Source organism: Streptomyces sp. NPDC044044 (assembly GCF_056434405.1).
In genome coordinates, this window is sequence record NZ_JBWKFG010000007.1 from 1 (window position 1) to 12,807 (window position 12,807).

Genomic DNA, 12,807 nt, shown 5'->3' on the forward strand with positions numbered 1-12,807 from the left:
CCCGCGGAGCGGGTACCACATCGCTGCGCGATGTGCAAGCGAACACCCGCGCTGCGCGCGAGTGTTGCGCTCGCGCTCCGCGCGAGCGGAGGCGGGTGGCTGCGCCACCCGCTCACCGGCCTTGCTTCGCAAGGCCGGTGACGGTCTGTCCGCTGCGCTCCCAGACCGGCGAGACTCCGTCTCGCTGCCAGGCTTCCGCTTCGCTCCAGCCTGGCCGGCGGGTCCGCTGCGCTCCCCCGTCTGACGGTCCTTCCGGCTGCGCCTGCAGGACCTTGAGACCCGCTGACGCGGGCCAGGCTGGCTACAGGAGCCGATCACATCTGGTGCACCAGCATCCAGGCCGCGAATCCCAGAACAAGCACCCCACTCACTCGCGCCATCGCATACCCCTTGCCAGTAGGTTCGGTCGCATCCGGATCCTTCACCCACCCTCTCTGCATGTTTCTGTTCATCCTCCAAAGCAGTTGAGGCCGTATGACCTGCACCAGCCCCATGACCAGGAAGAGGCACAGGATCGGGATGAGGACGGGGCTGCTGTCACTGCCGGAAGCGGCTTGAATGACTGCGTCGCGATTCATGCTTCTTCGGGTGCCCGGGGTGCTTAGCAGAAAACAGTGCCGCTCAGGCGAGGGCAGTGTGCTTCATTCTGAATAGCGGATAGACTCTGGAATCAGAGTCCACCCGTCAGGGTCGCTCCGAAGATTCAGCAAGATTCATCCCACAGCCTTACCGATGGTCCTGACGGGCAGAGCAGTCAGCCGGTCACGTCAGTCCAACCACAGCCCTTACGACTCCTCTTGGACTGGACACACCCGAGCAGAAGGCAGGCGAAGCATGCCCACCACAGGCCGCGCTGACCCACGCGAGGCAGCCCAACGAGAAGCCACTGACGCGGTCGTGCGCGCCCTCGAACTGCCTGCACGATCACTCGCGCCCGAACGAGGACTCCGCACGCAAGTAATCATGGCGACCGGGTCCGGGAAGACCCGGGTCGCGATCCGCAGCACGCAGGAACTCCACGCAGGCCGCGTGCTGGTACTCGTACCCTCGCTGGACCTCCTGGCGCAGACCGAAGCCGCATGGCGCGAGGGAGGCCGCCGAGGGCCGATGATCGGGGTGTCCTCGCTGCGGGGTGAGGAGGCGTCCTTCCCCAACACCACGGACGTGGACGAGCTGGTGGAGTGGACGCGGGGCCTGGACAAGGTCACCGTCTACGCCACCTACGCCAGCCTCGGGCTGGGCACGCTGGAGCGAGCGCACGCCGCGGGCTTGGCGGCGTGGGACCTGATCGTCGTGGATGAAGCCCACCGCGTTTCGGGCCGCATCGGCAAGCCGTGGGCCGTCGTCCACGACAACACCCGGATCCCATCGCTGCGCCGCCTCTACATGACGGCCACGCCCCGGATGTGGCAGCTCGAGGACGAGGACGAGGCCGGCGCGCCGGGCGAGCTGGTCGCGAGCATGGAAGACGACCCCAATGGGCCCTTCGGCAGCAGGGCGTTCACTTTGACGCTCTCGGAGGCTATCGACCGGGGCATCTGTGCCCCCTACCAGGTCGTATGCGTCGACGTCACCGACACCGCCCTCCAGGCCGCCGAGCTCCTGGGCGCAGAAGGGCGCTCGGCAGAGGTGCGCGGAGTGCGTCTCGCCGCGCTGCAGACCGCCTTGGTGAAGGCGTCTGCGGAGGAGGGCTTCCGCCGCACGCTCGTCTTCCACCACCAGGTCCGTGAGGCCGAAGCGTTCGCGGCCGGCCTCCCCGACGTCACCGCGCAGCTCCATGACGCCGAGCCAGAGCTGTACCCCAAGACGATCTGGGCCAACTGGCTGTGCGGCGACCACAAACCGCTGCACCGCCGCCGCGTCCTCGAGGAGTTCACCGACGGAATCGCAGACGACGGCACCGTCGTGGAGAAGAGCTACCTCGGGTCCGTGAAGGTCCTCGGAGAGGGCGTCGACACCAAGAACTGCGACTCCGTCTACTGGGCGGATGTGCGCGGGTCGATGCCGGACCTGGTCCAGGCGGTGGGCCGGGCGCTGCGGATGCAGCCGGGCGAGGGCAAGGTGGCAAGCCTGGTGGTGCCCGTACTGCTCGGGCCGGGCGAGACGGCGGACAACATGCTCACCTCCCGGGCGTACGGCGGGCTGGCCAAGCTGCTGGAGGCACTGCGGGCACATGACGTCCGCGTAGTGGAGCAGCTCGCCGAACAGCAGGCCCCCAGCGTCTACAGGTCCGTCAACAAGGACGACAGCGAGAAGAGCACGGGCGGGAGCGGTGAGGGCTCCGGGGGCGTCAGCGCCCCCGCCAAGGCGCTGCTGAAGTTCTCCACGCCGCGCGACCCGGCCGCCCTGGCGGCGTTCATCAACCTGCGCGTCCTCAACCCCGAACACGAACACTGGCGGCGGGGAGTGGAAGCAGCCGTCATCTACAACCGGCTGCACGGTGACCTCCGCGTGCCATTCACATACCGGGTGCCCGCCGTCGACGACCAGGCCAACCGGGATACACAGGCGAAGGCAGAAGCCACGGGGTGGCCTGCCTCGCTCGCCGGATTCCCCCTTGGGCAGTGGACCGCCGACGCGCGCCGGTTCTACGCCCGCGGCGACATGGACGGGGACCGCATCGCCCAGCTGGAGAAACTGGGCATGGTCTGGTCCCACTTCGATGTCGCGTGGGAGGAGGGCCTGTCCGCCGCGCGCGGATGGGCCGCCGAACACGGCCACCTCCTGGCCCCGCTGGACGCCACCTACCAGGGCGCGAAGGTGGGCATCTTCCTGAAGAACGCACGGGCCGCCGCCCGCAAGGCGCAGGAGAACGGGCAGCGGCGTGCGGAGGGCCTGCCGGTTCAGTCGGCGGCCGGGGCGCTGTCGGACGAACGGCGCGAACAGCTGGAGGAGATCGACGCATCCTGGTGCCCGAGTTGGCCGGTGACGTGGCAGCGCTGCTTCCACCTCGTCCGGCTCCACCTGGACGCGGGCGAGGCGTTGCCCACCACGGCGGGCAACGTCTTGCGCCAGGGCGAGGATCTGGGGCGGTGGGTGCAGTCGGTGAAGCTCGGCTGGGATCAGCTCACGACCGTGCAGCAATGGATGAGCGAACAGGTCCTCGGGATCACACCCGCCAGCGAGGACGAGAAGCCCAAGCCGCGCCGTACGCAGGCGGACAAGTGGGCCATGAACTACCAGGCCGCCCGCCAGTTCTACGAACGCGAAGGACACCTACAGGTACCCCGAAAGCATGTCGAACGGATCGTCATCGGCGAGGGGGCCGAGGGCAGCGGCGAGGGCCAGGAGGAGCGACAGATCCGGCTCGGGGCATGGATCGGGAACCAGCGCAGCCGGGCCACCACCCTGACACCGGAACGGATGGAACAGCTCTCCCAGATCGGCATGCGATGGACATGACGATGAACGCGAACGTCTTGGTGGTGACCGTCGCGGCGCTCGTGTCGGACTACTTGATGGGCCGGGAGCGGCCGTGGCTGCGACTGGGCGACTGGACTGAGGACCAGGTGCGGTTCGTCGGCAGGTTGGTGAAGGGCGGCGCGCACCGGCTGACAAAGCCGACATTCTTTATACTGGCCCTGCCTGTGTGGGCTCGCTGCTGGCGGGGATCGAGTGCGGCATCTGAGCGCACGGCTCGTTCGGGACCCGGTGGGCGCGGGCTCTGGGCAGAATCAACTGCATGGCGGATTCAGCAGCGTGGTTCGCGTTGATCAGCGCGGTCGGCGGCGCAGTCGTGGGGGCGGGGCGTGCGGTGCTCGGGCCCTTGATGCTGCATCGGCGCCAGGCGGCGGAACGGAGAGAGGCGCTGCTGCGGCAGGAGGAGCGAGAGCGAGCGCAGCAGCGCCGCGAGGACGAACTTCTCGAACGTCAGCAGCAGTTCGAATTGCGCGTCGCCGAACGGGAGAGAGCGACAGCGGCGGAGCGGGAGCAAGCTGCCGAGCTTGCCGCCCGACAGACGGCCGTGACAGATCGCCTGAAGAACATGCGGTCGACCACCCGTGCGTGGCAGCTGCTCCTCGATGACACCGTGAACGAGTTGTGGCACGGTCGACCCGTCGACCCGGGATCTTTCTCCGAAGCGCGCCGTGCCGCCAGGAAGGCCGTCAACGAGGCGTTCGACGAAGCGCTCCACGACGGTCTGTGGTTCGCGCATGCCGGTTCAGCCCGGACGCTGATGCGCGACGGCTCGATGATGCAGGCCTTGAGGCGCAACGATCACGGGGGGGGACGTGCATGCTCTCGAACAGGCACTGGGGGACGCGACGTCCGCTCTGAGTGCATGTGTAGAAGCCGGATGCCCGCTGCCCGAGGACCTCCTCCTGGAAGCGAGCTCCCAGCTGAGGCACCTCGATCTTGCTCGCGAGTCACTCGCCGCGTACACCGTGGGCCGACTGGTCGCTCTCGGTGTGGAGGTGGAGCGACCGCCAAGCGCCTGACCGCCGGGGCACAGATCCGCTGTCACGGCCGGGCTCGGCATCGGCGCTCCCAGTATCACGCAGGCCAGGACCGACGATCGCTCCCTCATACGGTTCCAGTTGAAGCTGAGGTGCAGTGTCCGGTGACACTGGGCCTTGATCTCGAGACCTCAAGCCCCGCCGGACGCACGTACCCACGGCGGAAGCGGGAGCGCAGCCGCGGGCCGTCTCGGCGGTCGCGGCGGCCCCCGCCTCCAGGCGGTCGCGTTCGGCTTGGTCCGCTGCCGCGACCGTCTTGGCCTCGCACGGCCGATAGGCGCTGATCATGCAGCCCGAGACCCTGGTCATCCTGGAGCGGATGGAGACCAACCCCCTCGGTCTGCGCGGCCATTGGGAGAAGGAGCTGGAGGACGTCCTGCTGGACGGCCTCGAGTTCGCGTGAGGGCCGCGCATCCGCCTTCAGCCGGTAAAAGCAGCCGGCAACAAGCAGCGGGGCCGGACAGGGTGATCCTTTCCGGCCCCGCTGTCGTCAGGTCACGGTAGCGCCGGGGCGATGCGCAGCGCTGCCTCTTCCGAGCCTCCCTGGCGCGAGGAAGGAGTCGAGCCGGGGGAATGTCGTCGCCGTTGCCCCGGGCCGTGTCACCGCCTTCTGGAGGCTCGGCTGTCAGGGCCGGCGGCGCGAGAACCATCCGCCGGCCTTCTGTGCGGCCTGGTCCTCCTCCAGGAGCTGGTGCTCGCGTTCGGCCTGGCGCTCCCAGTGCTGCGGGCCGGGTGGGCTATTCCTCCGACAGCCGTGCCATGTCGGACACCGGTCCGAGGTGGCCGAGCTTGTCGGGGTTGGACACGGAGTGGATCGCCCGGATCACACCGTCGACGATGTCGAGCTCGACCACGTTGACCACCCGGCCCTCAGGGTCGTAGGTCACGGCGCCGGGGCGGCTGTTGACCCAGGCCGGACGGAGGCCGGCACCGAGGCTCCGAATCCGGCGGAAACCACCGACGAGCAGCTGCCCGACGCGCTGCGACTCATCCACCGGATTCCTGGTCGCACGCGCCTTGCCGCCGCCGTCCCCGTAGTACACGACATCGGGCGCGAGCATGCCGAGCAGCGCGTCCAGGTCGCCGCCCTCGGCCGCCTCGAAGAACTTGCGGGCGAGTTCCTCGCCCTCGGCCCGCTTGGCAGGGGGCGGCACACTGTCCGCGTCCGGCCCAGCCGCGGTGATGCGCTTCTTGGCACGGGCGAAGATCTGGCGGCAGTTCGCCTCGGACTTCCCGGTGGTCCTCGCCACATCCGTGTAGTCGTACCCGAATACTTCACGCAGCATGAACACCGCCCGCTCCACCGGGGAGAGGGACTCCAGCAGCACGAGGAAGGCCATGGACAGTGAGTCGGCCAGCTCGGCGTGCTCGACCGGTCCCGGCCGGTCATTGGTCACGACGACCGGTTCGGGCAGCCAGTTCCCCACATAGGTCTCCCTGCGTACCCGTGCCGAGCTCAGGTGGTTGATCCCCAGCCGCGTCACAGCTGTGGTCAGGTACGCCTTTGGTGAGGAGATCGCGGTACCCGCCTGGTGCGCCCGGGTCAGGCCGAGGAAGGCGTCCTGGACGAGGTCCTCGGCGTCGCCTACCGACCCGGTCATCCCGTAGGCGATGGAGAACATCAGCGGCCGGTATCCAGCCTCGTCCGTCACATCCGTTGCTCCCGACATGGGACCCCTCCCCCAACTCGCGGACGGCGGTGCTCAGTCCAAGCGCGCCGCCCCGCCTGCCCATTCCAAGATCCACAAGATGCCCAGAGGGTATCCCAGGGGTTCGGTGGGCCGTCGGCGGACCATCTCAGTCCGGCGGGGAGACGCACGTCACATCGGCCCCTGTCACAGGCTGCCGGGGTGCCCTGTCTTAGAGGGCGACAGCGATCAACAGGAACAAGGAGTACACGATGAACGCTCGACTCAACTTCATGACCAGCCCCGTCGCCGCCAAGGCCATGAAGCACATCATCGCCGCGAGCAGGGCGCTCGCGGAGTCGACCGTCCCGGCCTCCACCCGGGAACTGATGATGCTCCGCGCCAGCCAGATCAACGGCTGCGCCGGATGCATCGACATGCACACCAAGGACGCCGCGCACGCCGGGGAGAGCGCGGTACGTCTCCACCTGGTCGTGGCCTGGCGCGAGGCCACGGTGTTCACCGACGCCGAACGCGCCGCCCTGGAGCTGACCGAAGAGGGCACCCGCATCGCCGACACGGCCGGCGGGGTCCCGGACGCAGTCTGGGCGAACGCCGCCAAGTACTACGACGACGACCAACTCGCCGACCTGGTGGCCCAGATCGCCATCATCAACGCCTTCAACCGCGGAAACGTCATGATCCAGCAGCCCGCGGGCGGCTACCAGCCCGGCCAGCACGGCTGACCATCCACCCGCCACGCGACCGTTCCGCCCCCGGCGCCCGCGCCGACACCATGTAGGGATTCATCCCATGAACCTCGCCCTGTGGATCATCACCGGACTGCTCGCCACCGCCTACCTGCTCGGCGGCGCCTTCAAGGTGATCACGCCGAAGGAGGAGATCGCCTCCAGCGGCCCCAGCGCCCGCTGGGCCGAGGACTTCAGCGCCGGCAGCATCAAAACCATCGGAGCCCTCGAGGTGCTGGCCACGGTGGGCCTGGTCCTGCCCGCCCTGCTCGGCACCGCACCGGTTCTGGTCCCGCTGGCAGCCCTCGGCTTGGTGCTGATGATGACCGGCGCGGCGATCACCCGCATACGGCGTCACGAGACCAAATTCATGGTGGTGGACCTGGTCTACCTCGTCCTGGCCGCCTTCGTGGTGTGGGGCCGCATCGGCCCCGAGTCCCTCACGGCCTGAGGGGCATTGTCCGGCTACACCGCGGAGCACAGGCCGACGGCTGGACCGCACCGCCCTGTACTGGACCGGCAGACCCGACCCGGCACCAAGTCGCTGTCTTTCGCCTCCCCTGGACACACGACCAATGTGTACGGGCGCTGGCACAGTTTGAGGCCACCAAGCAGGCCGTCGATGCGGGCGGGCAGGCTCCGCCCCTGGAGCCCGAGGTCGCTGAAGCCGCCATGCAGTGTCTGGGCTGGATACGGCACGCGGCGGCACGACCGGGCTACGGCGTCATCGGCTTCAAGTTCTGAGCGCGTATCTGGAAGTTTCGATCGCGTTCTAATATCGGGCTATAACGACTCCCGCTCTAGATCGCACATTGCGCACTCGGCACACACCGGGCGGTGTGCTCTCGTGCGGCCGGCTCACCGGCCGGTGTACCGAAAGCATCCCGTCCCGGGCCCGACCGGCCACCGGATTCGAAGAACCGACACTCCGCCACCCGTCACGACATGGGCAGAGTCCTCCCCACCGGCGAGGCATACAGCCGCCCCGCCCACCACAAGGCCGGCACCAAACCCCGTCCTGGGAGCGGCACTGACATCACTGACCGAGCCCCGTAGCCTGCTCTGGCGCACAACGGCGTGCTCCTCGGCGGGAGACTGGAGACCCTGATGACAGGTGGCGGCAGGTCGAGTACGGATATCGGTGGCGGCCACATCGGGCTGGTCGTCACGATCATTGCCCTGGTCGTCATTGCCAGTTTCTCGGGCCCTCGCTGGACTTTGATCGTCGCGGGGGGCTTTGCCGCCTGGTTCGTCCTCGCGCTGACCGTCATCCGCATCAGGGGCGGACGGGGCGGAGAAGCCGTTCGACGGGCTTACGTCGCCACTTTCGGCTGGGGCGACTACGTCACCCCCTGATGGGGTTAAACGACAAGCTCGGAGACATGTTCGAACTCACGACTCTAACGCCTGCGTTGGTACTAATCGCACTGGTCGGCGTTCTCGCTATGACGGCAGTCGCCCACGAAGATCCGGGATTTCGCGCACGGGCTGAGCCAGTTCTCCGCCTGCTTCTGCGACGCCCCTAAGACGCAAAAGGCCCCACCTCTATGAGGTGGGGCCTTTCTGTTTTTCTCTAACGGCCTTGGCCGTGTCGCACGCTACTGCTTTCCGCCCAACTCCCGTCGCCGCCGAGCCCGCTCCTGCTGCCGCTCTTGCAACAGAATCTTGCGGTGGGCAGAGTTCTGCGGCCACACGGCACGAACGAGGCCGCACACCCCGAGCACGGTGAGGCCGAAAACAACAACAGCCAAGACGGCCCACCAGGGGGCCGTGTCCGGCAGTGCAAACATTGATCTGAACCTTCCGACCTTGCATGGTCGGCGGGCCACTCAGGCAGCTAGTACAACGCTCCCCAGCGTGCTGCGGTGGTGCCCGCCCCGGTGAGTCGTCACGGGGAAGGCAGAGTTGGGCCCTCTGGGCGCGATCTGTGGTGTGGCCTCGATGGGCGCAGGTTTCCACACCGGTACATCGTCCGCGGCGGCCCGCCCCAACAGGCGCGAGAGCAGCAGGATGAGGACTCGGATCAAGAACCGGAGAAGACAAGCGATTACTTCGGCGAGCGCTTCGGCGAGTGCCCGCGCGGCAGCTCGCCGTTCGGCCGCAGTGCCAGCCACTTCGAGCCGAAGCGCGGCGGTCCTTAGCCTGTCATGTGGGTGGCTCTCGGCGGGGCGGACATCGAGGTCCTCCATGCGGAGGCCGCACATGACGTGCTGCGTCTCCCCGCGCACAACGGCCAGGTTCAGCCGATCGATATAGTCCCTGACCTTCGACACTGGCGAGTCAGCGCCCCAACTCTCAGTCATCACACCCCCTCCCAGAGAGCTGTTCACTCCCAGCAGGCTACTGGGTCCGTCTGACAAACAGGGCGCATTGCACGGCAGAGGCCCCCTTCCTGACACGGGAGGGGGCCTCTCTGTCGTCACTTCCTCTGCTGCCCCCCCCCAGAGGGGATGGATACCGTCCGAGGGCGGTGTCCATCGATCCGCTTCATGTTGGCCTCGTGCTCCTGGCGCTCCTCGTTGAGCTCCCGAGCGATAGCTAGGACCACTGTGATGTCAGGGTCCGTCTCGGTCCTCATGGACCACAGCGAGGAGCCATACAGTTCTGCGCGCGATCGGGGTGCGCGAGGTTCCCGCTCCTGCACGCGGCGCAGGAACTCGTCCGTCGACCGGTGGCTGGTTGGGCTGCGAACTCGCCCCACCGGTGGCTCTCCCTGGGCCCGGCCCGGCGAGCACATCTCCGCAGTCGTCCTCGCACGCCGGCTCGCAGCTCGCCAGATCCCGATCCACCAGACCCGCACGACTGCCCTGATCGAACTTGCCCTGGACCTGCCGCCAGCCGTCCCCGCTCCCATACTCGGCCAGCACATCATCACCGCCCAGCAATGGCGCCACCGCGCCGCCAACGACTGGACTGCCTACCTCGAGGCCCGACTCACAGAGCTGGAAGCTAGCCGGCGGGCGTTCATGGACTGACCGACTCAACCGCGAGTAGCAGCCAAGTCTTGGCTGCTACTCGCGGTTGAGTCGGTAGGTTGGCTTGTATGTCTGTCAGGTGAGGCAGCGGCGGATCCACCAGGTGCAGAACCCGGTCAGGGCCAGGGTAAGGCCCAGGTAGAGGCCGGTCTCGGCCCACTGAAGGGTCCAGAAGTTCCCGGCGGGTTGGTAGGCGACCTGCTGCCGGTAACCGGCCTTGGACAAGGCATCGGCGCAGTCCGACATGGACGGGCAGTCGGTGAGCGAGGCGGGCAAGGTTGCCGGTTGGCCGGAGGCGTTGACGGTCTGTTCGGACAAGATCCAGGCGCCGGGCTGGCCGAAGTCCACTTCGCGCACGGCGTCGACGCCGATGCTCACCGGCCTGGCCTCGGTGAACGGCAGGGTCGTGTTCACGGACGGGGCCAGGTGAGGCCGGATCCACAGGGGCGTGGCGATCTGCACGGCGGCGTACGCGGCAAGGGTGGCGGCCATCGCGGGCACGGTGCGGCGGATGAGCACACCAAGGGTGACACCGAGGATGAAAGCGAAGGCCGCGTAACCGATCGGCACGATGCCGCGCCCGGCGAATACCAGCGGATCGATGCGCGGGTAGAAGGGATCCGCGCCAGTCCCGCCGCTGTTGACGGCCCGGTCGATCGGACTGCTCCACCACGTCACGATGAGGCTGGCCAGGGCGGCGGCGGTCATGGTGGCCAGGCCGGTGAGGGCAAGTTTGGTGGTCAGCCAGCGGGCGCGGGTGATGCTCTGGTTCCACGCCAGGCGGAAGGTGCCGCTCTCCAGCTCACGGGTGATCAGAGGTGCGCCCCAGAACATGCCGATGACGGCCGGTACGAGCACGGTGACCAGGAGTCCGAGGTAATACACGCTCTGGTCGGCGCTGGTGATCCGGCCGAACAGGTCGTCTCCGGCACCGGCGTACAGGTCGGCCAGCTGCGGACCGGTGACCACCAGGAGCACCGCGAGGAAGGCCAGGGCAAGATAGACGACCGTGGCCTGGGTGCGGAACTGTCGCCAGGTCAGCCAGATCATCGCAGCACCTCAAAGGTGGGTCGGGAATCACGGAAGGCGTCCGCGGGGCGGGTCATGTACGCGAGGACGATGTCCTCCAGACCGAGCGGGCTCACGGTCCAGGACGGATCGTGGACCGCGGTGTCGGTGCGCACCAGGAGCGTGGTCTGCCGGTCGGTGTGGCTGGCCGAGATGACGTGCAGGCCGGAGGGAAGGGTGGCCGGGTCGCGGCGTGGGCCGGTGAGCCGGTGGTGGGAGGCGACCAGGTCGTCGATGTCGCCGGCCACCTGCACCTGGGAGTCGACCAGGACGATGACGTAGTCGCAGGTGCGCTCCACGTCGGAGACCAGATGCGAGGAGAGTACGACGCTCATCTCGTGCTCGGCGACGGCCTCCATCAGATCCTGCATGAACTCCCGCCGGGCCAGCGGGTCCAGGGCTGCCACGGGCTCGTCCAGGATGAGCAGCTCCGGGCGCTTGGCGATGCCCAACGTGAGGGCGAGCTGCGCGCGCTGACCGCCGGACAACCTTCCGGCCCGCTGCTTGAGGTCCAGGCCCAGCCGGCGCACCCGCTCCCGGGCCACGGCATCATCCCAGTGCGGGTTCAGCCGTCTGCCGAAGTCGAGGTGGTCGGCGACACTTAAGGAGGCGTAGGTCGGGGTGTCCTGGGCCACGAAGCCGACCTTGGCCAGCTGCTCCACATTGCCGGCGGGAGTGCCTCCGCACACCTCGATGCTGCCGACCGTGGGGGTGAGCAGGCCCGAGGCCAGATTCAACAGGGTCGACTTTCCAGCCCCGTTGGGGCCAACCAAGCCCACCACGCGGCCGGCGGGAACGTCCAGGTCGCAGTGCTGCAGCGCCCAGCGCTGCTTGTACTTCTTGCCCAGATCTTGGGCTCGCAAGACAGCGCTCACGCTACGTCCTCTCCGGCTGCGTTACGAAAGGTGCTCACGAACAGCGCCTCGATGCTTTCCTCGTCGAGTCCGGCCAGTCGGGCCTTGGTCAGCCAGCGCTGCAGGTCCCTGCGCAGTGGGCCGTGGGCGGCGAGTGTGTCGTCGGCCAGCGTCCGGGTCACAAACGTTCCGACGCCGGGCCGGGCGGCAACCAGCCCCTCGTGCTCCAGCTCGCGGTAGGCCTTGAGCACCGTGTTCGGGTTGACCGCGATCTGCTTCGCCACGTCCTTGACCGTCGGCAGCTTGTCTCCCTCCTTCAGCAGTCCCAGACGCAGTGCATGGCGCACTTGCTGGACCAGCTGCTGGTAGGGAGACAGGCCGGACCGGGTGTTCAGGTGGAACTCAATCACCGGTTCCTCCATTTAGCTAGTTACCTAGCACTCTAGCTCTCTAGGTTAATCGTGTGGCAAGCCCTCTGCGATCCGCCGGACTTGAGGAGGCGCCACCCTGCGAGATGTGCAGGCATGGCGCTGCGCGGTGGAGCCGACCCATGTCCCGTAGTTCTTCCCGGCGCCGAAGCCGCAGATGACAGGCAGAAACACCCCCGACAGGCCCATCGCCGTCGCTCCTAGTGCCTGTTTGAGGCTCTGCGGTTGCGTCACATCGTGAGCCGCGCGGCGTCAGTTCCCCGGAATACAGCACGCTTGAAGTAGCCCCCCCGCCAGTCGGCGCCAAGGACTGGACCGCGGCCGAACGCCAGGCATACGCCAACGACCTCGGCGACGAGCGGGCGCTGATCGCCGTCACGGCGAAGTCCAACCGCAGCAAGGCCGACAAGGACCCCTCGACCTGGATGCCGCCGGCCGAAGGCAACCGCTGCCAGTACGTGGCGCAGTGGGTCGCCATCAAGACCCGCTGGAAGCTCGCCATCGACCCGAGCGAGGAGGCCGCCCTGGCCGAGAACGCGACCCGCTGCCCGAACACCCCGGTCAGGGTGCAGCTCGCCCGGTAACCCGGCCGCACGACGCTGAGCCCCAACGCCCGTGCCCGGGTGAGGACTGGCGGCACTGCGGTTG

At 67.9% G+C, this 12,807-nt stretch carries 11 protein-coding genes and 1 pseudogene; 6 read left to right on the top strand and 6 right to left on the bottom strand.

What is annotated here, in order from left to right; genetic code table 11:
• Window positions 1-314 precede the first annotated feature (314 nt).
• Window positions 315-578, bottom strand: a complete 264-nt coding sequence (locus AC07AG_RS25505; RefSeq protein ID WP_478757934.1) for a DUF6199 family natural product biosynthesis protein — start codon at window positions 576-578, stop codon at window positions 315-317.
• Between the two features lie 256 nt (window positions 579-834).
• Here AC07AG_RS25505 and AC07AG_RS25510 point away from each other — a divergent pair, with 256 nt between their 5' ends.
• Window positions 835-3,402 (top strand): helicase associated domain-containing protein, encoded by a 2,568-nt coding sequence (locus AC07AG_RS25510; protein ID WP_478757936.1) that lies wholly within the window; start codon window positions 835-837, stop codon window positions 3,400-3,402.
• A gap of 289 nt (window positions 3,403-3,691) precedes the next feature.
• Here AC07AG_RS25510 and AC07AG_RS25515 read toward each other — a convergent pair whose 3' ends face one another.
• Together AC07AG_RS25515 and sigJ are read right to left on the bottom strand one after the other, a co-directional pair.
• Window positions 3,692-4,156, bottom strand: a complete 465-nt coding sequence (locus AC07AG_RS25515; protein ID WP_478757938.1) for a hypothetical protein — start codon at window positions 4,154-4,156, stop codon at window positions 3,692-3,694.
• A gap of 1,038 nt (window positions 4,157-5,194) precedes the next feature.
• A complete protein-coding gene (gene sigJ, locus AC07AG_RS25520) occupies window positions 5,195-6,127 on the bottom strand; it encodes an RNA polymerase sigma factor SigJ (protein WP_478757940.1) in 933 nt (310 codons plus the stop codon).
• A gap of 230 nt (window positions 6,128-6,357) precedes the next feature.
• Between sigJ and AC07AG_RS25525 the strand changes: the two genes are divergently transcribed.
• From AC07AG_RS25525 to AC07AG_RS25540, 4 genes are all read left to right on the top strand, one after another.
• Complete coding sequence (locus AC07AG_RS25525; RefSeq protein WP_478757942.1) at window positions 6,358-6,831, top strand: carboxymuconolactone decarboxylase family protein; 474 nt, start codon at window positions 6,358-6,360, stop codon at window positions 6,829-6,831.
• Between the two features lie 67 nt (window positions 6,832-6,898).
• Entirely contained in the window at window positions 6,899-7,285 is a 387-nt protein-coding gene (locus AC07AG_RS25530; RefSeq protein ID WP_478757943.1) for a DoxX family protein, read from the top strand.
• Window positions 7,249-7,578: a DUF7691 family protein gene (locus tag AC07AG_RS25535; protein ID WP_478757945.1), complete on the top strand. Its 330-nt coding sequence runs from the start codon at window positions 7,249-7,251 to the stop codon at window positions 7,576-7,578. Before AC07AG_RS25530 ends, AC07AG_RS25535 begins: the two co-directional genes overlap by 37 nt.
• A gap of 363 nt (window positions 7,579-7,941) precedes the next feature.
• On the top strand, window positions 7,942-8,190 hold the full coding sequence (locus AC07AG_RS25540; RefSeq protein ID WP_478757947.1) for a hypothetical protein: 249 nt from the start codon (window positions 7,942-7,944) through the stop codon (window positions 8,188-8,190).
• A gap of 1,694 nt (window positions 8,191-9,884) precedes the next feature.
• Here AC07AG_RS25540 and AC07AG_RS25545 read toward each other — a convergent pair.
• The 3 genes from AC07AG_RS25545 to AC07AG_RS25555 are packed head-to-tail and all read right to left on the bottom strand — an operon-like array spanning window position 9,885 to window position 12,153.
• Window positions 9,885-10,859 carry a transporter gene (locus AC07AG_RS25545; protein ID WP_478757949.1) on the bottom strand — a complete coding sequence of 325 codons (975 nt, stop codon included), beginning with the start codon at window positions 10,857-10,859 and terminating at the stop codon, window positions 9,885-9,887.
• Complete coding sequence (locus AC07AG_RS25550) at window positions 10,856-11,752, bottom strand: ABC transporter ATP-binding protein (RefSeq protein ID WP_478757951.1); 897 nt, start codon at window positions 11,750-11,752, stop codon at window positions 10,856-10,858. The genes AC07AG_RS25545 and AC07AG_RS25550 overlap by 4 nt, the downstream gene beginning before the upstream one ends.
• Window positions 11,749-12,153 (bottom strand): GntR family transcriptional regulator, encoded by a 405-nt coding sequence (locus AC07AG_RS25555; protein WP_478757953.1) that lies wholly within the window; start codon window positions 12,151-12,153, stop codon window positions 11,749-11,751. The genes AC07AG_RS25550 and AC07AG_RS25555 overlap by 4 nt, the downstream gene beginning before the upstream one ends.
• 317 nt (window positions 12,154-12,470) lie before the next feature.
• Between AC07AG_RS25555 and AC07AG_RS25560 the strand changes: the two are divergent.
• Window positions 12,471-12,743: pseudogene (locus tag AC07AG_RS25560) on the top strand (HNH endonuclease); the annotation flags it as partial.
• Between the last annotated feature and the right edge of the window lie 64 nt (window positions 12,744-12,807).

Excerpts from the sequence above, each read along its gene's own strand:
- AC07AG_RS25540 (WP_478757947.1), top strand. The coding sequence starts at position 7,942 with ATGACAGGTGGCGGCAGGTCGAGTACGGATATCGGTGGCGGCCACATC.
- sigJ (WP_478757940.1), bottom strand. The coding sequence starts at position 6,127 with ATGTCGGGAGCAACGGATGTGACGGACGAGGCTGGATACCGGCCGCTG.
- AC07AG_RS25505 (WP_478757934.1), bottom strand. The coding sequence starts at position 578 with ATGAATCGCGACGCAGTCATTCAAGCCGCTTCCGGCAGTGACAGCAGC.
- AC07AG_RS25525 (WP_478757942.1), top strand. The coding sequence starts at position 6,358 with ATGAACGCTCGACTCAACTTCATGACCAGCCCCGTCGCCGCCAAGGCC.
- AC07AG_RS25555 (WP_478757953.1), bottom strand. The coding sequence starts at position 12,153 with ATGGAGGAACCGGTGATTGAGTTCCACCTGAACACCCGGTCCGGCCTG.
- AC07AG_RS25530 (WP_478757943.1), top strand. The coding sequence starts at position 6,899 with ATGAACCTCGCCCTGTGGATCATCACCGGACTGCTCGCCACCGCCTAC.
- AC07AG_RS25545 (WP_478757949.1), bottom strand. The coding sequence starts at position 10,859 with ATGATCTGGCTGACCTGGCGACAGTTCCGCACCCAGGCCACGGTCGTC.
- AC07AG_RS25515 (WP_478757938.1), bottom strand. The coding sequence starts at position 4,156 with ATGCGCGAACCACAGACCGTCGTGGAGCGCTTCGTCGAACGCCTCGTT.
- AC07AG_RS25510 (WP_478757936.1), top strand. The coding sequence starts at position 835 with ATGCCCACCACAGGCCGCGCTGACCCACGCGAGGCAGCCCAACGAGAA.